16 protein-coding genes are annotated in these 21802 nt (G+C 43.2%); 10 read left to right on the top strand and 6 right to left on the bottom strand.

Annotated features, from left to right (window positions below; translation table 11 throughout):
• Nucleotides 1–23: 23 nt before the first annotated feature.
• Nucleotides 24–776, bottom strand: a complete 753-nt coding sequence (gene pflA / locus DACSA_RS08765) for a pyruvate formate-lyase-activating protein (protein WP_015229412.1) — start codon at nucleotides 774–776, stop codon at nucleotides 24–26.
• 148 nt (nucleotides 777–924) lie between these two features.
• Nucleotides 925–3153: a formate C-acetyltransferase gene (gene pflB / locus DACSA_RS08760; RefSeq protein ID WP_015229411.1), complete on the bottom strand. Its 2229-nt coding sequence runs from the start codon at nucleotides 3151–3153 to the stop codon at nucleotides 925–927.
• 317 nt (nucleotides 3154–3470) lie between these two features.
• Between pflB and DACSA_RS08755 the strand changes: the two genes are divergently transcribed.
• From DACSA_RS08755 to ftsH2, 3 genes are all read left to right on the top strand, one after another.
• A complete protein-coding gene (locus DACSA_RS08755; RefSeq protein ID WP_015229410.1) occupies nucleotides 3471–3794 on the top strand; it encodes a thioredoxin family protein in 324 nt (107 codons plus the stop codon).
• 110 nt (nucleotides 3795–3904) lie between these two features.
• Nucleotides 3905–5110 carry a ferredoxin--NADP reductase gene (gene petH, locus DACSA_RS08750; RefSeq protein WP_015229409.1) on the top strand — a complete coding sequence of 402 codons (1206 nt, stop codon included), beginning with the start codon at nucleotides 3905–3907 and terminating at the stop codon, nucleotides 5108–5110.
• A gap of 497 nt (nucleotides 5111–5607) precedes the next feature.
• Nucleotides 5608–7503: an ATP-dependent zinc metalloprotease FtsH2 gene (ftsH2, locus tag DACSA_RS08745; RefSeq protein ID WP_015229408.1), complete on the top strand. Its 1896-nt coding sequence runs from the start codon at nucleotides 5608–5610 to the stop codon at nucleotides 7501–7503.
• Between the two features lie 669 nt (nucleotides 7504–8172).
• Here the strand turns inward: ftsH2 and psbA are convergent.
• Entirely contained in the window at nucleotides 8173–9255 is a 1083-nt protein-coding gene (gene psbA / locus DACSA_RS08740; RefSeq protein ID WP_015229407.1) for a photosystem II q(b) protein, read from the bottom strand.
• Between the two features lie 225 nt (nucleotides 9256–9480).
• On the opposite strand from psbA, the gene DACSA_RS08735 reads away from it, so the two are divergent.
• From DACSA_RS08735 to DACSA_RS08715, 5 genes are all read left to right on the top strand, one after another.
• Nucleotides 9481–9690, top strand: coding sequence for a hypothetical protein (locus tag DACSA_RS08735; RefSeq protein ID WP_015229406.1), 210 nt, complete (start codon nucleotides 9481–9483; stop codon nucleotides 9688–9690).
• Between the two features lie 193 nt (nucleotides 9691–9883).
• On the top strand, nucleotides 9884–12907 hold the full coding sequence (ppc, locus tag DACSA_RS08730; protein ID WP_015229405.1) for a phosphoenolpyruvate carboxylase: 3024 nt from the start codon (nucleotides 9884–9886) through the stop codon (nucleotides 12905–12907).
• Nucleotides 12908–12956: 49 nt separating this feature from the next.
• Entirely contained in the window at nucleotides 12957–13916 is a 960-nt protein-coding gene (gene gshB, locus DACSA_RS08725; RefSeq protein ID WP_015229404.1) for a glutathione synthase, read from the top strand.
• A gap of 268 nt (nucleotides 13917–14184) precedes the next feature.
• Nucleotides 14185–15252, top strand: a complete 1068-nt coding sequence (gene proX / locus DACSA_RS08720) for a glycine betaine/L-proline ABC transporter substrate-binding protein ProX (protein WP_015229403.1) — start codon at nucleotides 14185–14187, stop codon at nucleotides 15250–15252.
• 327 nt (nucleotides 15253–15579) lie between these two features.
• Complete coding sequence (locus DACSA_RS08715; protein ID WP_015229402.1) at nucleotides 15580–16794, top strand: homocysteine biosynthesis protein; 1215 nt, start codon at nucleotides 15580–15582, stop codon at nucleotides 16792–16794.
• Here the strand turns inward: DACSA_RS08715 and mreC are convergent.
• The 3 genes from mreC to DACSA_RS19045 form a co-directional block, all read right to left on the bottom strand.
• Nucleotides 16786–17529: a rod shape-determining protein MreC gene (mreC, locus tag DACSA_RS08710; protein WP_015229401.1), complete on the bottom strand. Its 744-nt coding sequence runs from the start codon at nucleotides 17527–17529 to the stop codon at nucleotides 16786–16788. The genes DACSA_RS08715 and mreC overlap by 9 nt on opposite strands.
• A gap of 494 nt (nucleotides 17530–18023) precedes the next feature.
• Nucleotides 18024–19232 carry a tyrosine--tRNA ligase gene (gene tyrS, locus DACSA_RS08705; RefSeq protein ID WP_015229400.1) on the bottom strand — a complete coding sequence of 403 codons (1209 nt, stop codon included), beginning with the start codon at nucleotides 19230–19232 and terminating at the stop codon, nucleotides 18024–18026.
• Nucleotides 19233–19429: 197 nt separating this feature from the next.
• On the bottom strand, nucleotides 19430–19564 hold the full coding sequence (locus DACSA_RS19045; protein WP_015229399.1) for a ribbon-helix-helix protein, CopG family: 135 nt from the start codon (nucleotides 19562–19564) through the stop codon (nucleotides 19430–19432).
• A 49-nt stretch (nucleotides 19565–19613) separates the two neighbouring features.
• Between DACSA_RS19045 and DACSA_RS08700 the strand changes: the two genes are divergently transcribed.
• Nucleotides 19614–20999, top strand: a complete 1386-nt coding sequence (locus tag DACSA_RS08700) for an RNA-guided endonuclease InsQ/TnpB family protein (RefSeq protein ID WP_015229398.1) — start codon at nucleotides 19614–19616, stop codon at nucleotides 20997–20999.
• A 212-nt stretch (nucleotides 21000–21211) separates the two neighbouring features.
• A complete protein-coding gene (gene efp / locus DACSA_RS08695; protein WP_015229397.1) occupies nucleotides 21212–21772 on the top strand; it encodes an elongation factor P in 561 nt (186 codons plus the stop codon).
• Nucleotides 21773–21802: the final 30 nt, after the last annotated feature.

Raw genomic sequence — 21802 nt, 5'->3', positions numbered from 1 at the left:
TTTCGTTACCTCCACCCAACCTACTAATAACTCACTTTAATTCCATAACTTTGAAAGATGTTAATTGTACTTGCAATTAAGTCTGGAGAAGGGGGTTTCGTCTCTTTAAGTTGATAGTCATAACCGAGTTTTTCCCATTTATATGTACCCATTTGATGAAAGGGTAAAACTTCTAACTTTTCTACATTTTGCAAACTTGCCACAAATGCTGCTAATTCTTTAATGTTTTCAACAGAATCCGTTAAATTAGGAACTAACACGAAGCGAACCCAAGTTGGTTGCTTAATCTCACTGAGATAACGAGCAAAATTGAGAGTCGGTTCAACAGAAACACTGGTGACAGTGCGATAAATGTCGGGTTTGTAAGATTTAATGTCCAGTAACACTAAATCGGTGTAATCGAGAACGGGTTTCGCTGCTGCGATGGGAACATAACCAGAGGTGTCTAATGCGGTATGAATCCCTAATGCTTGACACTGTTTGAAGATTTCTGTCACAAATTCTGGTTGCATTAAGGGTTCTCCTCCAGTGACCGTTACTCCACCTCCCGAAAAGCGCATATACGATCGATACTTTTGGATTTCTGTGATCAGTTCCTCGATCGTGGCTTCTTTTCCGTCTTCAATATGGCGACAGTCTGGGTTATGACAGTAAAGACAACGTAGCGGACAACCTTGAGTAAAAATGACAAACCGAATCCCAGGTCCATCAACTGTTCCACAGCTTTCGATCGAGTGAATGCGTCCTTTGGTTTCTGTTGGTGTGTTGGTTAACATTATTTGATTTATCCCCAACCCCCAATTCTGGGGGCGTTACTTTTAAGTTGACTCTAAATCCTCTGGGGGCTTTCGCGGCTGAAGAATTGCCCCCAACCCCCAATTCTGGGGGCTTTAGTTGAGGTTTATTAGTCACTGGTCACGGTTGCTAAACTTGTCCGTGGAAAGTGCGAGAAATAACATCCTCTTGTTGTTCACGGGTGAGTTTAACAAAGTTAACCGCGTATCCTGAAACCCGAATCGTTAACTGTGGATATTTTTCGGGATGATCCATCGCATCTAATAAGGTTTCTCGGTTCAGGACGTTGATGTTAACGTGGTGTCCAGTGTCGTGGAAATAACCGTCTAACATTCCTGTCAGGTTACTGATGCGGTTGTCGTCTCCTTTTCCTAACGCTTGGGGAATGATCGAGAAAGTGTAGGAAATGCCATCTTTCGCATTATCATAGGGTAATTTTGCCACTGAAGATAACGCCGCGATCGCGCCTTTGGTGTCTCGTCCGTGCATGGGATTCGCCCCTGGTGCGAAGGGTTTTCCCGCTTCCCGTCCATCAGGTGTATTCCCTGTTTTCTTCCCATAAACCACATTCGAGGTAATCGTGAGAATGGACTGAGTGGGTGTTGCTTGGCGATAAGTTTGATGTTGACGGATATGATTCATTAAATCTGTCACCAAATTAACCGCAATACTGTCAGCGCGATCGTCATTGTTGCCAAACTTGGGATAATCCCCCTCAATTTGATAATCCACCGCTAAACCATTTTCATCCCGTAGCACCTTCACTTTGGCATACTTAATCGCCGCCAGAGAATCCGCAACCACCGATAAACCTGCCATTCCACAAGCCATTGTCCGATAAACATCGCGCGAGTGCAACGCCATCTGTAAGCGTTCATAAGCATATTTATCGTGCATATAGTGGATAATATTCAAGGCGTTAACATACAGTTTCGACAACCAGCCCATCAACCCCTCAAATTTTTCCATCACCTCATCATAATCGAGATAATCCGACTTAATGGGAGTGCTAGGAGGCGCAACCTGATCCCCTGATTTTTCATCCACACCGCCGTTAATCGCATACAAGAGGGCTTTAGCTAAGTTCACCCGTGCGCCGAAAAACTGCATTTGTTTTCCGATTCGCATCGCTGAAACACAGCAAGCAATTCCATAATCATCCCCATATTCACCGCGCATTAAGTCATCATTTTCATACTGGATGGAACTGGTATCAATGGAAACTTTGGCACAGTAGCGTTTAAAGTTAACAGGAAGACTTTCCGACCATAAAACCGTTAAATTCGGTTCAGGCGCTGGCCCCAAGTTATAAAGGGTATGAAGAAAACGGAAGTTTGTCCGCGTCACCAAAGGACGACCATCGACACCCATTCCCCCTAAACATTCTGTTACCCATGTGGGATCACCAGAGAAGAGTTGATTATATTCTGGAGTCCGCAAGAAACGCACCATCCGCAGTTTCATCACGAAATGATCGACCATTTCTTGGGCTTCGGTTTCGGTAATTAATCCCGCTTGTAAATCTTTTTCGATATAAATATCAAGAAAAGTTGAAACTCGTCCTAATGACATGGCTGCGCCATTTTGTTCTTTCACCGCGCCTAAATAACCGAAGTAAGTCCATTGAATGGCTTCTTTTGCATTTTTCGCGGGTTGAGACAGATCAAAACCATAACTCGCGCCCATTTTTTCTAAGTCTTGGAGGGCGGTTATTTGCTCAGAAATTTCTTCCCGTAAACGAATGATTTCTTCACTCATCATTTCGTTTTCTAGGGACTCTAATTGGAGTTTTTTCTCCTCAACTAAATGGTTAATTCCATATAATGCAACCCGACGATAATCACCAATAATGCGACCGCGACCATAAGCATCGGGTAAACCTGTAATTACACCTGAACGCCGCGCTAAACGCATTGATTTTGTATAAGCAGAAAATACGCCATCGTTATGAGTTTTACGATACTTGGTAAAAATTTCTTCCGTTTGCGGATCAAGTTCGTAACCATAAGATTCTAGGGATTTCTTCACAACACGAATCCCGCCATAAGGCATAATAGCGCGTTTTAACGGTTTATCGGTTTGTAAGCCCACAATTTTTTCTAAGGTTTGATCAATATAACCTGGGGCGTGAGCCGTAATTCCAGCAGGAACTTTAGTATCTGTATCTAAAATCCCGTTTTCCCGTTCTTTTGCCATTAAAAGTTGCACTTGATCCCATAGTTTTTTCGTATTTTCTGTGGGTTCAACTAAGAAGGAATCGTCTCCTGTGTAGGGGGTGTAATTTTTTTGAATAAAATCGCGGACATCAATATTTTCGACCCATTTTCCTGGAATAAAGGTTGCGGTTTGGGTTAACATTCTTTATCTTCTCCCTGTCTTCGTTTGTATGCGGAGGCATCGATCGAGCTTCTTTCTGTCTCCTATTATAACGAGCTAAATCGGCATAATTACTCAGCTTAAAAATAGTTTATAAACAACGGAAAAGTTGAAAAACTAAACCCACAAAATATTAATATTTTTTGAATATTTACTAGGCAAGGTGAGCCTTTTTTAGTATCATTTGTTCGGGATGAACGGTTTTTTAGAAAGAAATGGGATAAAGAGGGATTAGAATTTGTCCAGTAATCTGATACGGTAGAAGTTAACCAAACTTAAAAATCCAAGAAAAGACAGTAATGACAGAAACAGCTTATATTCAAAGCGAAGCCGAGTTAGACGAACTAATTGCCAACCCCACCCTGTTAGTCGTGGATTGTACAGCGACATGGTGTGGTCCCTGTAAACTGGTCGCCCCTTTAATTGATCAGTTAAATGAAGCATACAGCGATCGCGCTCAAATTCGGAAATTAGACCTCGATGATCATAAACCAGTGGCGAAACGGTTTGAGGTGAGAAGCATTCCCGCAGTGATGTTTTTCAAGGGGGGAGAACAAGTGGAAACCCTTGTCGGTGCTAAAACCTACGATGAATACAGCACCACCCTAGAGAAATATCTCTAGAGTTGATCGAAGCAATTTTCTAGACTTAATATGATGCTTTGAAGCAAGCAATACATCTTAAGATAATTTTTGTAAGATAAATTAGAACCAAGTTGGGAGAGAGAAAATTTATGTACGGTCCGGTCCCGTCTGCAAACACACTCAAAAATACTGAATATGCCAATCGCTTCTTTGTGTATGAAGTGGAAGGCTTACGGCAAAATGAAGCCACTGACCAAGTGGAATCACCAATTCGTAAGAGTGGTAGCGTTTTCATCACGGTTCCTTATAACCGTATGAACCAAGAGATGCAACGGATTACTCGCATGGGCGGGAAAATTAAGAGCATCAAGCCTCTAAATGGCAACAATCACTCAGATCAGGCTGGGACAACTGCTGAACAAGGTAAGGATAAAAAAGCAGCTATGAGTGAAACAAAAGCTAAAGCAAAAGCTAAATCAGATGTTCCTGTGAACATTTATAAGCCCAAAAATCCTTTAATCGGTAAATGTGTCGGGAATCAGGAGTTAGTCAAAGAAGGGGGAATTGGTCGCGTCCGTCACCTCACCTTTGATGTTTCTGATAGTGATTTATGGTATCTCGAAGGGCAAAGCATCGGAATTATTCCTCCTGGGGAAAATGAAAAAGGAAAGCCCCACAAATTACGTTTATACTCCATTGCTTCCACTCGTCACGGCGATCAAGGTGATGATAACACCGTTTCTTTGTGTGTTCGCGAGTTAGTTTATCAACATCCTGAAACCAATGAAACAATTTATGGGGTTTGTTCTAGTTACCTGTGTAACCTTGATGAAGGCGCAGACGTAACCATTACCGGTCCGGTGGGAAAAGAGATGCTTTTACCCGAAGACCCCAACGCCACAATTATTATGATGGCAACGGGAACGGGAATTGCGCCTTACCGTGCTTATCTCCGTCGGATGTTCCAAGAGAAGCATGAAGACTACAAGTTTAATGGGTTTGCTTGGTTAATCTTTGGTGTTCCTTATCAGCAAAATATCCTGTATAAGGAAGATTTAGAGAAAATGCAGCAAGAGTTCCCTGATAACTTCCGTTTGACTTACGCCCTCAGTCGGGAACAAAAAACCGCCGATGGTAAGAAGATGTACATCCAAAACCGTGTGGCGGAACAAGTTTCTGAAATTTGGGAATTGCTGCAAAAAGAAAATACTCACACCTATATTTGTGGTTTGAAAGGTATGGAAGACGGGATTGATGAAGCACTTTCTGCAGAAGCGGAAAAACACGGCGCGAACTGGTCTGACTTCCAGAAAAGTATGAAAAAAGCGGGACGTTGGCACGTTGAAACCTATTAATAAGCGTGATCAGTGACCAGTTACCAGTTACCAGTTACCAGTGATCAGTGATCAGTAAGAAGGTTTAACTGATTGCTTTTTCCCTAATTCCCCCAATACTTGGGGGATTTTTTATTTCGGGCTTGCTGAAGAAAGCCAAAACTCGCGTACTATCTGGTTTTAATGCTCTTAACTCCTCAAAAAAGTGCAAGGAAATTGAACGCTCAATAATCACGCACCCTGCATCAAAACCTTGAAATCTTACCTCTTGCCTCTTGCATGCAAGCCTCTTGCCTTTTGCCTTACTACACCGAAAACATGAACTTTTTCAGCAAACCCTATTTCGTCATTGGACAACAAAGGACAAACAAATGAGAAATATGTTAAGTTAGGTTAAGAAAGTCAACAGATAAAATATAAGGTTATACATCCTCAAAAACTTCTCTCAAAAGGGAGAGGAGGAAAAAGAGAAATTGACTTAAGCATTATAGTAAGACACACAACAAAGGAATTAAAAAATGAAACTACCTTGGCGGGTAATTCTACTCTGGACACTACCAATTCTCGTGGTTGGGTTTTTCCTCTGGCAGGGAACATTTTCTCCGAATGCAGGAGAATTGACAGGGAATAATGCAGCAAATACACGATTGAGTTACGGTCGTTTTCTGGAATATTTAGAGTCCGATCGCGTGCAAGCAGTGGATTTATATGATAATGGTCGCACCGCGATCGTGCAAGCAAATGATCCACAAGTAAGCGGTAATACCCAACGTTATCGGGTTGATCTCCCTGAAAATGCACCAGAATTAATTACAAAAATGCGGGAATCCGATGTTGCGATCGACTCCCATGATAATGGGGATAATGGCGCAATTTGGGGCTTCTTAGGCAACCTAATTTTCCCAGTTTTACTCATCGGTGCGTTGTTCTTCCTCTTCCGTCGTTCCAATAATGCTGGTGGCGGCCCTGGACAAGCAATGAATTTTGGTAAATCTCGCGCTCGTTTCCAAATGGAAGCAAAAACTGGCGTTCTCTTTGATGATGTTGCTGGTGTGGAAGAAGCGAAAGAGGAACTCCAAGAAGTGGTAACGTTCCTGAAACAACCAGAACGCTTTACCGCAGTCGGTGCGAAAATCCCGAAAGGTGCATTATTAATCGGACCGCCTGGAACTGGGAAAACCCTGATGGCAAAAGCGATCGCAGGTGAAGCGGGTGTTCCGTTCTTCAGCATTTCTGGCTCAGAATTTGTGGAAATGTTTGTCGGTGTCGGTGCGTCTCGTGTTCGTGATTTATTCAAAAAAGCGAAAGAAAACGCTCCTTGTCTCATCTTTATTGATGAAATTGACGCAGTCGGTCGTCAACGGGGCGCTGGTATTGGCGGCGGTAACGATGAACGGGAACAAACCCTCAACCAGTTATTAACGGAAATGGACGGGTTTGAAGGCAATACAGGCATCATTATTATTGCGGCGACGAACCGCCCTGATGTGCTTGATACGGCTTTATTACGTCCAGGACGCTTCGATCGACAGATATCGGTAGATGCACCAGATGTTAAAGGACGAGTTTCGATCCTAAATGTTCACGCTCGGAACAAAAAATTGTCTCCTGAAGTCTCTTTAGAATCGATCGCGCGACGGACCCCTGGGTTTACTGGTGCGGATTTAGCTAACCTTCTCAATGAGGCGGCGATCTTAACCGCTCGTCGTCGGAAAGATGCCATTACCCTCGCAGAAATCGACGATGCGGTCGATCGAGTAGTTGCGGGAATGGAAGGAACGCCGTTAGTAGATAGTAAAAGTAAGCGTTTAATTGCCTACCACGAAGTCGGTCACGCGATTATTGGCACGTTAGTCAAAGATCATGATCCCGTGCAGAAAGTGACACTGATTCCTCGTGGACAAGCGCAGGGGTTAACTTGGTTTACACCCAATGAAGAACAAATGCTCATTTCTCGATCGCAACTGAAAGCTCGGATTACTGGTGCTTTAGGCGGTCGTGCTGCCGAAGAAGAAGTATTTGGAGATGCGGAAGTTACCTCTGGTGCTGGTGGTGATTTACAACAGTTAACCGCAATGGCACGTCAAATGGTGACTCGCTTCGGGATGTCTGATTTAGGTCCCATGTCTTTAGAAAGTCAAAACAGCGAGGTTTTCCTCGGTGGTGGCTTGATGAATCGATCGGAGTATTCCGAGGAAATTGCATCTCGAATTGATGCCCAAGTGCGGGAAATTGTCGAACAGTGTCACCAAAACGCACGTCAAATTATCCGTGATCACCGAGTCGCGATCGATCGTTTAGTAGATTTATTGATTGAGAAAGAAACCATTGATGGCGATGAATTCCGCCAGATTCTCTCTGAATACACTGATATTCCTGAGAAAGAGCAATATGTCCCTCAAATGCAACAATAAATTCCAATAATCTTTCTGATTTACATTTTATCCTCCTTAATCTAAGGGGGATTTTTTTTTGCCAGATGAAATCTACACTCTCTCAATGTAGGTTGGGTGGAGAGTAGAGAAACCCAACAGCAATTAGTCACTAGGTAGGTTGGGTGGAGAGTAGCGAAACCCAACAACGTCTGTACATTGGTCATTAGTCATTGGAGAACAAAGGACAAAAGTGTTCCTGAGCTTGTCGAAGGACGAAGGTGTTCCTGAGCCTGTCGAAGGACAAAGTTTATAGATCAGTGTGGTTCAGGAGTAGCTCATTGACCGTAGGGTTTGCCCTGCCCACCCTACAAGATGTAATACCATTTCTAACAAGTTAAGTTACAGTTTATCCCCCCTAGCCCCCCGATGATTGGGGGGAATAATTGGATGGGGTTTAGCCATAGTTTATCGAAATGGTATAACTACTCATTGACCGTAGGGTTTGCCTTGCCCACCCTACAAGATGTAATACCATTTCTAACAAGTTAAGTTACAGTATATCCTCCCAACCCCCCCGATGATTGGGGGGAATAAATCGAAATGGTATAACATCTACTTTTTAAAATTGCGATCGCACGTCTGTGGAGTCAAACAAAAAACCCCCTCCCGAAGGAGAGGGTTAGAAATCAGTTAGTTATCTGTGAAAGATTAACCGTTGATTTCAGGTGCTTGCATTGCTACAGGGGTGGATTCACCAGCCGCTAAGTCTAAGGGGAAGTTGTGCGCGTTACGTTCGTGCATTACCTCGAATCCTAAGTTAGCGCGGTTTAACACGTCCGCCCAAGTGTTGATGACGCGACCTTGGCTGTCAATTACGGACTGGTTGAAGTTGAATCCGTTGAGGTTAAACGCCATGGTGCTGATTCCTAATGCGGTGAACCAGATTCCGATGACGGGCCAAGCGGCTAAGAAGAAGTGTAAGCTACGGCTGTTGTTGAAGCTCGCATATTGGAAGATTAAGCGACCGAAGTAGCCGTGCGCTGCCACGATGTTGTAGGTTTCTTCTTCTTGTCCGAATTTGTAGCCGTTGTTTTGGCTTTCGTTTTCAGTTGTCTCACGTACTAAGGAGGATGTTACGAGAGAACCGTGCATGGCGGAGAATAAGGCTCCACCGAATACACCTGCTACTCCGAGCATATGGAAGGGGTGCATTAAGATGTTGTGTTCCGCTTGGAAGACGAACATGAAGTTGAATGTACCACTGATTCCTAATGGCATTCCATCAGAGAAAGAACCTTGTCCGATGGGATAGATTAAGAACACTGCAGTTGCTGCCGCTACTGGTGCGGAGAACGCGACGCAAATCCAGGGGCGCATTCCGAGACGGTAGGAAAGTTCCCACTCACGTCCGAGGTAGCAGAAGATTCCGATTAAGAAGTGGAATGCGATTAACTGGTAAGGGCCACCGTTGTAGAGCCATTCGTCTAAGGATGCTGCTTCCCAGATGGGATAGAAGTGAAGTCCAATGGCGTTGGAGGAAGGAACAACTGCACCGGAGATGATGTTGTTTCCGTAGAGTAAAGAACCAGCTACGGGTTCACGGATACCGTCGATGTCAACGGGAGGTGCTGCGATGAACGCGATGATGAAGCAAGTGGTTGCGGTTAAGAGGGTAGGGATCATTAACACGCCGAACCAGCCGACATAAAGGCGGTTGTTGGTGCTAGTTACCCACTGGCAGAAGCGTTCCCAGATATTCTGGCTTTGTTGTTGCTGTAAAGTGGTTGTCATTTTGGATATGATTCCGTTTTTTGGATGATATTTTTATGATTGGGTGGCTTGATTTAAGCCATGTGTTAACTATATTGCTTTCCTTAAGGAATTGTCAAGTTTTGTAAATTTGCGAAGCTGATTTGAAACATAAGAAAAAGTTATCAATGGGCGGTCAAGAGATAGACAGAAAACCGTCAAGCGTTGATAATACAGAAGGAAAGACAATTAGGAGATTTTTACGGTATGGCAGAAAAAGTAAATCAATCGAAGCAAACAGAAGTAGAAATCGCTCTGAGTATTCTCAGCACTCCCTTTTTAATGGGGTTAATCGGTGCGCGATCGATGCAGCAGGGATTAATTAGTATCGGAGAAGCCAGTGAAGAGATATTTCGGCGCGATCGATTACCCGTTCTTCATTTTCAGCAAGAAAACGAAATAGAAATTAAAGACTAAAAACCGCTATCAGAACGATCCAGAGAGAAACAGAATCGGTATAATGACGGTCAGACTAAAATCGGGAGTCTGCAATTATAGTCGTTCCAATTCAATTCCGTAGTGCAGCCATCTTGGCTCCCACTACCTTTGATCTGCTGTTTTTTATTTGGAATCACTATAATACAAGTTCCCTAGCATGATGGAAAAGAATATGAGTTCTCTGTTGCAAGCATCCAGCGAAGATACTAACGACGCATCTCGTGACCAATTCCTCGATCGACGAATTAAACTGATAGAAAAGTTATGGGAATCCGTATTAAGAGCAGAATGTGGTCAGGAATTAGTAAATTTACTGCAACAGTTGCGCTCTATGGGATCACCAGAAGGACAAGCCACAGGATTACCCACATCATCCGTACCGCAACTAATTGAGGAACTTCCCCTCAACGATGCAGTAAGAGCCGCTCGCGCCTTTGCTTTATACTTTCAATTAATTAATATCGTTGAACAACACTATGAACAACGGGAACAACAATTGAACCGTCTTGGAGATGAGGAAAAAAACAACAAACAATTTTCCCATCAAAAGGAAGCCGAACCTCAACACAGTCTCCTCGGTGCAGAACTTTTAGAAAAAACTTGGCAAGGAAATTCCACCTATCAAAAAGCTGGTACATTTAACTGGTTATTTCCCTACTTAAAACGGCTCAACGTTCCTCCCCAACAAGTCCAACGCTTACTCAACCAGTTAGAAGTTCGTCTCGTCTTTACCGCGCACCCCACAGAAATTGTTCGGCAAACGATTCGGAAAAAACAGCGTCGCATTGCCAAAATTTTAGAGCAAATTGATTACAATGAAGCAACCACTAAAAGTTTAAACTTTTTCGAGTCTCCAGAAGCAGTGGAATCAACGGAACAACTAGAAGAGGAGATTCGGTTGTGGTGGCGCACTGATGAATTGCATCAGTTTAAACCTGAAGTTTTAGACGAAGTAGATTATGCACTACATTACTTTCAAGAAGTGTTATTCGACACGATGCCTCAGTTGGCGAAACGACTAAAAAAGGCACTGAAAGGGTCTTTTAAGGAATTAACTCCCCCAAGAAATCATTTCTGTCGCTTTGGATCATGGGTAGGGGCCGATCGAGATGGCAATCCCTCAGTAACTCCCGAAGTAACTTGGGAAACCGCCTGTTATCAGCGAGGAATTGTCTTAGAAAGATATCTCCATTCAGTGAAGCAACTGACCACTTTATTAAGTTTATCTTTACATTGGAGTGATGTTCTGCCTGAACTATTAGAATCCTTAGAAGACGATCGCGCGGTAATGCCAGAAGTTTACGAACGGTTAGCAATTCGCTATCGCCGAGAACCTTATCGCTTAAAACTTGCCTACATTGAAAAGCGTTTAGAACATACCATACAGCGCAACCAAAGTTTATATTCAGGAGAGCAATCGCAACAGGAAGCTATTAAAAAACATCCGAAAACGATTTATAAATCAGACGCAGATTTTCTAGCAGAATTAAAACTGATTCAGCGTAATCTAATTGAAACAGGATTAGCTTGTCAAGACTTAGAAGATTTAATTGCTCAAGTCGAAATTTATGGTTTTAACTTAGCTGAGTTAGATATGCGTCAAGAGTCGTCTCGTCATTCCGAGACATTAGACGAGATTACAGAATACTTACAAATTTTACCGCAATCTTATCATCAACTCTCGGAATCAGAACGAGTCAAATGGCTCAGTGAAGAACTACAAACTCGTCGCCCTCTCATTCCTGGAGAACTTCCTTTTTCCGAAAAAACCCAAGAAACCGTAGAAACCTTCCGTCTTTTAAAGAAGCTACAACAAGAATTTGGGACACAAGTTTGTCGCACTTATATTATTAGTATGAGCCATGAAGTGAGTGACATTTTAGAAGTCCTTCTCTTGGCAAAAGAAGCAGGAATTTATGATCCAGCAACGGGAAGCTGTAGCTTACAAGTTGTTCCCTTATTTGAAACAGTGGATGATTTATTAAGCGCTCCCGAAATAATGAAAGCGTTGTTTGAATTACCTTTATATCGAGCTTGTTTAGCAGGAGGATATGGTCTGGAAAAAGCAAGCAATCAGTATGATATACAAGAGGTAATGCTCGGTTATTCTGATAGTAATAAAGATTCGGGATTTTTAAGCAGCAATTGGGAAATTCATAAGGCGCAAAAAGCACTCCAGAGTTTAGCGGAAGGTTATGGGGTTTCTTTACGCATTTTTCACGGACGAGGGGGATCAGTGGGACGCGGTGGCGGCCCCACTTATGAGGCAATTTTGGCACAGCCGAGTTCTACAATCAACGGACGGATTAAAATTACAGAACAGGGAGAAGTGGTCGCCTCTAAATACTCTCTCCCCGATCTTGCCTTGTATCATTTGGAAACCGCAACAACCGCGGTGATTCAGGGGAGTTTACTGGGAAGTGGATTTGATGATATCGGACCCTGGAATAGTATTATGGAGGAATTGGCGGATCGATCGCGCCAACATTATCGTTCCTTGATTTACGAAGAACCAGACTTTTTAGATTTCTTCCTTTCTGTTACTCCCATCCAAGAAATCAGCCAATTACAAATTAGTTCTCGTCCCGCTCGTCGTCAAGGGGGAAAGAAAGATTTAAGCTCTTTACGAGCGATTCCCTGGGTGTTCAGTTGGACACAAACCCGTTTTTTACTTCCCGCTTGGTACGGTGTCGGAACAGCATTAAAAGGCTTTTTAGATGAAGAAACCGAACGGAATCGCGAACATAACTTAAAATTGTTGCGTTATTTCTATTGGAAATGGCCCTTTTTCCGTATGGTGGTTTCTAAGGTAGAGATGACTTTAGCAAAAGTTGATCTGCAAATTGCCCATCATTATCTCAAAGAATTAGCTAACTCCGAAGATTACGATCGATTTGAGCGTATCTTTAAACAAATTGCAGATGAATATTACCTCGCAAGCGAATTAATCCGTTTAATCACCGACCATGAGAAACTCCTAGATGGTGATCCAGATTTACAGCGCTCAGTACAGCTACGAAACCGAACGATCGTTCCTCTTGGTTTTTTACAAGTCTCTCTTCTCAAGCGTCTCCGTGAATACAGTAATCAAAGCGCGTCGGGAGTGATTCATTTCCGATACAGTAAAGAAGAGTTATTACAGGGAGCATTATTAACCCTAAATGGCATTGCTGCGGGAATGCGAAACACGGGTTAGACTTCTCGTTGAACCCGTAATTATTGAACCTCTCCACCATTAAAGATCAATGAAATTTGCTTTTATTACCGATCCGCTTGCTCAACTTGATCCCACCCATGACACTACTGTTGCTTTGATGGAAGCCGCACAAGCACAAGGACATGAGGTTTGGGTGACATCTGCTTCTTATTTAAGCATTGTTCAATCTCAGGCTTGGGCGAGACTACAACCTGTAAGTTTAACACCAGTGAAGCTAGAAAATGATCATTGGGTCGCGCCAAAAGAATGGTATCAAGTGGGAAAGTGGGAGTTACAACCATTAACGGCGATGGATGCGGTGTTTATGCGAACTGATCCACCCGTTACCATCCCTTATTTGTATGCGACACAAATTTTAGATTTATTAACTCCCACTTCCACAAGGGTGATTAATTCTCCGCGCGGGTTACAACGGGCTAACGAGAAATTATACGCGATGCAGTTTCGATCGGTGATTCCTGAAACCATTGTTAGTCTTGACAAGAAAGTAATTCGGGAATTTGTAGAACGGAAAGACGGGGCGGTTTTGAAGCCATTGGGGGGAAAAGCAGGAGAGGGAATTTTATTTTTAGAAAAGAGTGACAAAAATCTTAATTCTCTCATTGAAATTAGCACCGAAAAAGGGAAAGAACCCGTGATGATTCAATCGTTTCTTCCCGAAGCCAAAAACGGAGATAAGCGCATTATTTTATTAGCAGGAGAACCGATCGGTGCGGTGAATCGTGTTCCCACAGGGGGAGAATTTCGGGGGAATATGGCAGTTGGGGGGCGAGTGGAAGCCGCAGAAATTACCATGCGAGATTGGGAAATTTGCAGCGCGATCACACCTACTTTGTTAGAAGACGGCTTATTTTTTGTGGGAATTGATGTAATTGGCGGTTATTTAACAGAAATCAATGTGACTAGCCCCACAGGAATCCGAGAAATCGATCGACTGGATCAAGTGTCTCTGGGAAAAAAAGTTATGGAATGGCTGCAAAAATTTTAAGTGTTTGGTCTGAATCCCCCCAGAATTGGGGGTTAGGGGGCGATTGATTCTCATAAATTATTCCTGATTGCTATTATAGTTAGCATAAGTTTAAGAGAAAAATTGATTAAAGAATATAATCATTGATCCGATAACTGTTGCATTCGTTTAATATGGAGAGCAGAAAACGTAAGTGTCATTTAAATTGACCAAATAACGATGGCAAAGTCGAGATCAAGTCTATGCTCGATCGCTTTGCAATCTTCCTTCCTTATATCAGTATTAAACTATGAGACCAACATACAAACGTTTAAGCACCGTAACCGCAAGTTTAGTCCTTTTATTAGGAACAGCAGCTTGTCAACAACAAACCGAGCAACCCACTGAGGGAACATCTGACCAGCCAGGAGCTGGTGTGGAAGTGACTCCAGCTTATAGTGTGTTAGAGGAAAAATTCCAGACGGAAATTGTCAATATGGCATTAGAAGAACTGGGCTATGATGTTACTCCTCCTAAAGAACTAGAATATGCCACTCTACACACCGACTTAGCCAATGGTGGGATTCACTTTACTACCGTTCACTGGGAAAAATTACACAGTGACTTCTACACCAATAGCGGTGGCGATGAAAAACTAGAACGAATGGGCGTTTTTGTTGATAACGTTCTACAAGGTTATTCCGTAGATAAAGCCACCGCCGAAGAAAACAATATTACTAATCTTGAAGACTTAAAAGACCCTGAAATTGCTAAGGTATTTGATACCGATGGCAATGGAAAAGCGAATTTAACTGGTTGTAACCCAGGTTGGGGATGTGAATTAGTGATTGAACATCACCTTGATGAGTATGGGTTACGGGATACGGTCGAACATGATCAGGGACAATACTTTGCTTTGATGGCAGACACAATTACTCGCCATGAGCAAGGAGAACCGATTTTATATTACACTTGGACTCCTTTATGGGTGGGTGGTGTTTTACAAGCAGGGAAAGATGTCAATTGGCTAGAAGTTCCCTATACCTCTCTCCCAGAAGCGCAAGGAGAAGTTTCTGAGGAAACCACAACTGCTAATATCAATGGAGAAGATGTTAACCTTGGTTTTGCAGTGGATCAGATGCGGATTTTAGCCAATCAACAATTCGTGGATGAACACGCCGCCGCCGCCAAGTTATTTGAAGTCATCCAAGTTTCCAGACCAGATATTAGCGCTCAAAACCAGAAAATGCGAAACGGAGAAGATTCTCCTGAAGATATTATGAGTCATGCGGAAGCATGGGTGGAAGAAAATCGTGATCAGTTTGATCAATGGGTTTCTACCGCTCGTGAAGCTGGACAACAACAGGCGCAAAAATAGGGTACAACTTATCCCCCCTAACCCCCCTTCAAAAAGGGGGGAACTATTATCCCCCCTAACCCCCCTTCAAAAAGGGGGGAACTATTATCCCCCCTAACCCCCCTTCAAAAAGGGGGGAACTATAGGGCTGGGGGGTTTGGACAGGAACAGGACAATCTGGGACTAAGCAAAACGTTCAAGCAACAGGATGTTGTAATTGGACTTATCGTTGTTCCGTCATATCAGGTTCAGGCGATCGATTATAATTGGCGTTGGGTTTCTTGTTCTTTTCCGCAATTCATATATGATGAGGTGGGAGCGAAACCACTGCAATACCTGAAAACAACGATGCGAACGATCGCGCAGATCAAGGAAAAGATCAAAGATAAAAAAGCCGTTGTCTGGACGGTAGAAGAATTAAAGGCGCAAGTTGCGGAAAAAGGAGTCACGCAAGTCACGAAAGAAGTGGATGTGGTGACTACAGGAACATTTGAACCGATGGAGTCATCGGGGGCGATGATCAACTTGGGACACACTGATCCGCCGATTAATATCAGACAATGTTGGTTAGATAGTGTTCCCGCTTATGCGGGGTTGGGAGCGGTCGATCTCTACATTGGCGCGACTGCAATTCCCGATTATAGTAATTCTGGGGAAGCGAGCGAATTAGAAACTCGTCTCGGTGTCTCTCATAAAGAACGTGGCGGCGGTCATATTATCCAAAATTTAATTGCAGGTCAATCAGTTCAATTAAAAGCCATTGGACAGGTTAGCGATTGTTATCCTCGTGCGTCCTTTCAAACCACCCTCACCCGTGACACGATTAATCAGTTTTACCTCTACAATCCCCGTAACGTTTACCAGAATTTTATCGTTGGTGTCAATGCAGGTGAGCGCGTTCTCCACACTTATCTCGGACCGCTTCATCCCAATTTAGGAAATGCGGTGTATTCTTCTCCTGGCGCCATTGCTCCTCTGTTCAATGACCCCCAATTAAAGTTAATTGGAATTGGTAGCCCAGTTTTTCTGGGGGGAGCAGTGGGTTATATTGCTTGTGAAGGGACGCAACATTTTCCGAAACAGCGACGATTGGAGAATCAAACTCCCATTGGTCCGGCGGCGACTTTAACTTTAGTGGGGGATGGGAAAGCAATGAATCCCCGTTGGGTGCGAGGCTGTTATTTCAAAAATTACGGTCCTTCTTTGATGTTAGGGGTGGGAATCCCCTTACCGATGTTGAATGAGGAAGCAGTGGCGAATTGTGCGGTGACAGATGAAGAAATTGTTGCGCCAATTGTTGACTTTTCGATTCCGCGACGAGTGCGCCCGACGTTTGGTTTGGTGACTTATGCACAATTGAAAAGTGGCACGATTAAAATTGAGGGGGAAACCGTGCGAACTGCTCCTTTGGCGAGTATCGTTCGATCGCGCGAGGTGGCGGCAACCCTGAAAGAACAAGTGATCGCGGGAACATTTCCCATCCAAGCTCCGATCGCGCCGTTACCAATGGATCGAGCGTTTCTCCCTCAAGATCGTTGGGGATCGCAGTTTGCGTTAGAGTGAATCTTTCCTCACTAATACCCATTCCAACTCCTCCATCGGTACATTTAACCGAATCGTTGCTTCTGGCGCGGGGCTAGTATCTGGATTGAGATCGGTTACTTCTCCCACTGGGATTCCTGAAGGATACAAGCGACTCGCGGGAGACGTGACCACCGCATCCCCCACTTTCACATCGGGTAACTTTTCAAAAAACCGCATCACCACCGATTGATCGCCATTACCGCGAATAAACCCCATTTCACGGCTTCGACTAATAATCACTCCAACTCTGCTTTTGGGATCACTAACTAATAAAACCAAGCTCGATCGAGGCGTTACCGTTTCCACTCGCCCCACTAATCCCCCAAAACCAGTGACAATATCTCCAGGTTTCACTCCATCTTGACGACCAATCCCGATCGTAATTTGTTGCCACCAGTGATCGGGGCTACGCCCAATAATCGGAGCAATCTGAGACGGTGTTGATTGAGTGTTAGCGTATCCTGAGAGTTGTTTTAACTTTTGATTTTGTTGTTGTAACTCCATCACTCGTTGTTCCAACTCTTGGATTCTCGCGTTGGTCAATTGGGTTTGTTTGTCCGTTTTTACCACTTCTAAAGGACGCATCAGCCAATAATATAGCTCATATAGGGGAACCGCTTGTGTTTGTCGAATAATCCCCGCAGTCGCTAAGAGTAATCCGATTAAAATAATCTGTGAAGCATATTGACTCCACCAGCGACGAACTGAAAACATAACCCTCAATTTCTAGATCAGTAGCAATAGAGATATTGTATCCTCACCTGAAATCGGTCAGCGTCTTAAATCCCAATTCTGGGAGAACACAGTAAAAAGTAGGTTGGGTGAAGAGAAGGGAAACCCAACACCAATCAGTGACCAGTAAAAAGTAGGTTGGGTGAAGAGAAGCGAAACCCAACACCAATCAGTCATTAGTCATTAGTCATTAGGGTTTCCTGAATAAAACTGAAACCTTTACCCAATGAGGCTTTAAGGCTCTTCACCCCTCAAAAAAGTGCAAGGAAATTGACGCTTCGGCTTCGCGAGCGCGTCAACACCGAGCGCAGTCGAGGTGTTGAACGCTCAATAGTGAAAACCCTGCATCAAAACTTTGAAATCTTACCGATTAATCAACCCTCTTGCCTCTTGCCTCTTGCCTTTTGCCTTACTACAAGAAAAACATGAACTTTTTCAGCAAACCCTCATTAGACAACTGTTTTTTGGTCGGCTTTCTATCCTACTAAGCGCATAAACTTCTTTTTCCCTACCTGTAGCGTCTTTCCCACTAACTCATCTGCGGTTGCAAATTCAGCATTCATATCAGCGACTTTTTCCCCATCCAAACGCACCGCACCGCCTTTAATTTGTCTTCGTCCTTCGCCACTACTCCCACACAACCCCGTAACATTCAAAAGGTAAAATAGTTTTACTGGAAACTCAACCTCGCTTAAAGAAAACTCAGGAACAGCCTTCGCGTCCCCACTTTGTCCAGAAACTAAACTTAATGCTGACTTTTGCGCTTGTTTGGCGTTTTCTCTGCCATGATAGTGGCTGGTAACTTCTAATCCTAATAACTTTTGACACTCACGAGGATTTTCTGGTAGTTGATCTAATGGTAAATTGGTCAGTAGTTCAAAATAGGTTTGAATCTGATCATCAGGGACTTTTTCTAATTTAGAATACATACTCAACGCATCTTCTTTTAACCCCACATAATTATTTAAAGATTTCGACATCTTTTGCACGCCATCGGTGCCAATTAAAATCGGAGTTAATAAACCAAACTGAGGACGTTTTTGGAAGTAACGTTGTAAGTCTCTCCCGACAGCAATATTAAATTTTTGGTCAGTTCCTCCTAACTCCACGTCCGCTTCTACCGCAACGGAATCATAGCCTTGCATTAGGGGATACATAAACTCATGGAGATAAATCGGCTGATCCTTTTCGTACCGTTCCGCAAAGCCTTCTTTCGCTAACATTTGTCCCACTGTCATCGTCGCTAACAGTTCCAAAATATTGGTTAAATCAAGGTCTTTTAACCATTCTGAGTTGTAGCGAATTTCTAGTCGTCCTGGAGTTTCAAAATCAAGAATCGGACGTAATTGTTCAAGATAAGTTTGGGCGTTGGCTTCTACTTGTTCAGGAGTGAGTTGTTGACGGACTTCTGATTTTCCTGTGGGGTCGCCAATTTGAGCGGTAAAGTCACCGATAATTAAAACGGCGGTGTGTCCCGCATCTTGAAACGCGCGGAGTTTACGAACGGGAATACTATGTCCGAGGTGAATATCGGTTCCTGTGGGGTCAATGCCGAGTTTAATCCGTAAGGGTTCTTTATTTTGCTGTAAACGGGCTTTTAGGTTTTCGTTGGGGTTGTCAGATTGCGGTTGATTCGGGAAAATTTCTGTTGTGCCTCGATCGAGCCAATTAAAATTAGAAGTCATGGTGATACATATAACGTTAAGCAGATTACCGTTTGCTTATCTTGATGTGACGAGAATACCCCCGTTATACCGTAGGTTAACGGGGTAACGGGGCGTATAAACGTCTGGGGAAACCCCAGACGCTACTCCCCTCATGAATCGTCACCAAATAAAAAAGAAGTCCGACAGGACATCCTTTGACAGGCTCTCCGAACACCTTAGAAAAAGGAGTTCAAGGAACGGATAAACTCTCTAAGAATGTCTGTCTTGGTTCTACCTGTCTTTTTAGCATACCTTTCTAAAATCTTCATTTCTGATTCCTCAATTCTTGCACTTAATTGAATTTTTCCCATCTTGTGTGTGTATATGCTATACTAACCTCCAAGTATAACTTAGTTAACTATGCTCGTCTCCTATCAGTTCAAACTCAAACCAAAACTCTCTCAAGTGGCTGTAATGGAGCAGTGGCTTAGTATGCTTCGCGCTCATTACAACTTTTGCTTGCGAGATAGAATTGAAAGTTACGAACAAGTCAAGTCGCCTAAGTTAGGTAACTATTGCGATTTGGATACTGAAGCCGAATGTTGTCCTTTAACTTGCTCGGTTTCTAAAAATTCTAACTTAGGATATCCTTACAAAGCTAACGGCAAAAAACGTAATGCTTACGAGCAACAATCCTCAGAATTAACTAACTTAAAAAAAACTCGTCCTTGGTATGCTGAAATCCATTCTACGGTTTTACAACAAAACTTAAAAAGATTAGAGGTAGCTTTTAAGAACTTCTTTGAAGGGAGAGGATATCCTAGGTTCAAGACCAAACAAAAGTTTAAGAGTTTTAACTATCCTCCGAATCAAGTCCAAGTTAAGGAAAACAAAATTTACTTACCTAAAATTGGGTGGATAAGATTTTTTCAGTCTCGCCATTTTCCTGAAGGATTCGCTTTAAGAAGCGTAACGGTAAGGAGGAAAGCAGATGGCTGGTATGTTTCCATCAGATTGGAAAACCAAGATGTTCCTCAGTGTTCTCCCAGAACAAAAGAGGAAATTAATTCAGTAGTGGGGGGAGATTTAGGTTCAAATAAACTATTAGCTTTAAGTAACGGGGAACAAATCGCTAATCCTCAATTTGAGAAGCGATTAGAGCGAACTAAAACAATTAGACAAAGACGAGCGAGTCGGAAAAAAAGAGGTTCTAAAAATCAGAAGAAAGCCTATCAAGAGTTGGCTCGACTAGACCAAAAAATTGTTAATCAAAGAACAGATTACCAATGGAAAATCGCTCATCATTTAGTGGGATTGGCTGATGTCATTGTTCTAGAAGATTTGAACATCCAAGGGATGATAAAAAAATGTAAACCCAAGCCAGATGAGAAGGGGGAATATCTGAAAAATGGTCAGTCCGCTAAAAGAGCATTAAATCGCTTAATCCGAGATTGTGCGTGGGGAGAACTGAAACTAAAAATACAGTCGGTAGCTGAGAAGTTTGGCTGTCTTGTGGTTGAAGTGAACCCTAAATATACATCTCAACAATGTTCAGCTTGTGGACATACTGACAAGCAAAATCGCAAAGGAGAAAAGTTTGCTTGTGTTGAATGTGGCTACGTTCAAGACGCAGACAACCAGGCAGCGATTAACATTGCAAAAAGAGGAATCGAACAATTAAATCTTAGTCTGTCTAAGCTACTGGGGGTCACTCAGGAAGTTACGGCTAACTCTGAAATAACAGAGGACACTGGAAACAGTGAGGAGACATCAGTTTCGTTGGAGACTGAGCTTGAGCTTCCCTAAGCAAATGAATGTTGTTTGAGTGGATGGAGGAGCAGGTAACTGGTTCTCCCGAATCCCCCGTTATAGCGCGAAGCGTTTAACGGGGGAGGAGGTCAATTTAGGCAAAATTCACACAATCGGGAAAGGATTAAATGTGTGATTTCTTGAGCTTTCGCGTCGATCGAGCGGTAAAATAGGATGCTGATTGCCATAAGCTAAGGATTTGTAGGCAGATGATTTCTAGTAATGACTTTAGAACCGGGATGACCATCGAATTGGAAGGGAATGTTTGGCGAGTGGTGGAATTTCTCCACGTTAAACCAGGCAAAGGATCAGCGTTTGTGCGAACGAAGCTGAAAAATGTCAAGACTGGAAACGTCGCAGAACGCACTTTTCGCGCTGGTGAAACCGTTCCCCAAGCGACTCTTGAAAAACAAACCTTACAACACACCTACAAGGAAGGAGACGACTATATCTTCATGGATATGGAGTCTTTTGAAGAGGTGCGACTTCCCGCCGAACAAATTGGCGCAGGTGCAAAATATGTCAACGAAGGAATGGAAGTCAGTGCGGTTTACTGGCAGGGAAACATTTTAGAAGTGGAAATTCCCAACTCAGTGGTGTTAGAAGTGATTGAAACTGATCCAGGAGTCAAAGGAGACACCGCCACTGGAGGGAGTAAACCAGCCACCGTCGAAACAGGCGCACAAGTCATGGTTCCTTTATTTATCTCCGTTGGGGAACGAATTAAAATTGATACCCGTAACGATACTTATGTCGGTCGTGAGTCATAAGTAAAATTCGGGGAATAATATGAAAACTGT

It is taken from the genome of Dactylococcopsis salina PCC 8305, assembly GCF_000317615.1.
Taxonomy (GTDB): Bacteria; Cyanobacteriota; Cyanobacteriia; order Cyanobacteriales; family Rubidibacteraceae; genus Halothece; species Halothece salina.
The sequence above is the reverse complement of the archived record's forward strand: the minus strand, read 5'-3'. Positions and strand labels throughout refer to the sequence as shown.

What these genes read in the sequence shown, in the direction of transcription:
- pflA (WP_015229412.1), bottom strand. Translation starts at nt 776, where the DNA reads ATGTTAACCAACACACCAACAGAAACCAAAGGACGCATTCACTCGATC.
- pflB (WP_015229411.1), bottom strand. Translation starts at nt 3,153, where the DNA reads ATGTTAACCCAAACCGCAACCTTTATTCCAGGAAAATGGGTCGAAAAT.
- DACSA_RS08755 (WP_015229410.1), top strand. Translation starts at nt 3,471, where the DNA reads ATGACAGAAACAGCTTATATTCAAAGCGAAGCCGAGTTAGACGAACTA.
- petH (WP_015229409.1), top strand. Translation starts at nt 3,905, where the DNA reads ATGTACGGTCCGGTCCCGTCTGCAAACACACTCAAAAATACTGAATAT.
- ftsH2 (WP_015229408.1), top strand. Translation starts at nt 5,608, where the DNA reads ATGAAACTACCTTGGCGGGTAATTCTACTCTGGACACTACCAATTCTC.
- psbA (WP_015229407.1), bottom strand. Translation starts at nt 9,255, where the DNA reads ATGACAACCACTTTACAGCAACAACAAAGCCAGAATATCTGGGAACGC.
- DACSA_RS08735 (WP_015229406.1), top strand. Translation starts at nt 9,481, where the DNA reads ATGGCAGAAAAAGTAAATCAATCGAAGCAAACAGAAGTAGAAATCGCT.
- ppc (WP_015229405.1), top strand. Translation starts at nt 9,884, where the DNA reads ATGAGTTCTCTGTTGCAAGCATCCAGCGAAGATACTAACGACGCATCT.
- gshB (WP_015229404.1), top strand. Translation starts at nt 12,957, where the DNA reads ATGAAATTTGCTTTTATTACCGATCCGCTTGCTCAACTTGATCCCACC.
- proX (WP_015229403.1), top strand. Translation starts at nt 14,185, where the DNA reads ATGAGACCAACATACAAACGTTTAAGCACCGTAACCGCAAGTTTAGTC.
- DACSA_RS08715 (WP_015229402.1), top strand. Translation starts at nt 15,580, where the DNA reads ATGCGAACGATCGCGCAGATCAAGGAAAAGATCAAAGATAAAAAAGCC.
- mreC (WP_015229401.1), bottom strand. Translation starts at nt 17,529, where the DNA reads ATGTTTTCAGTTCGTCGCTGGTGGAGTCAATATGCTTCACAGATTATT.
- tyrS (WP_015229400.1), bottom strand. Translation starts at nt 19,232, where the DNA reads ATGACTTCTAATTTTAATTGGCTCGATCGAGGCACAACAGAAATTTTC.
- DACSA_RS19045 (WP_015229399.1), bottom strand. Translation starts at nt 19,564, where the DNA reads ATGGGAAAAATTCAATTAAGTGCAAGAATTGAGGAATCAGAAATGAAG.
- DACSA_RS08700 (WP_015229398.1), top strand. Translation starts at nt 19,614, where the DNA reads ATGCTCGTCTCCTATCAGTTCAAACTCAAACCAAAACTCTCTCAAGTG.
- efp (WP_015229397.1), top strand. Translation starts at nt 21,212, where the DNA reads ATGATTTCTAGTAATGACTTTAGAACCGGGATGACCATCGAATTGGAA.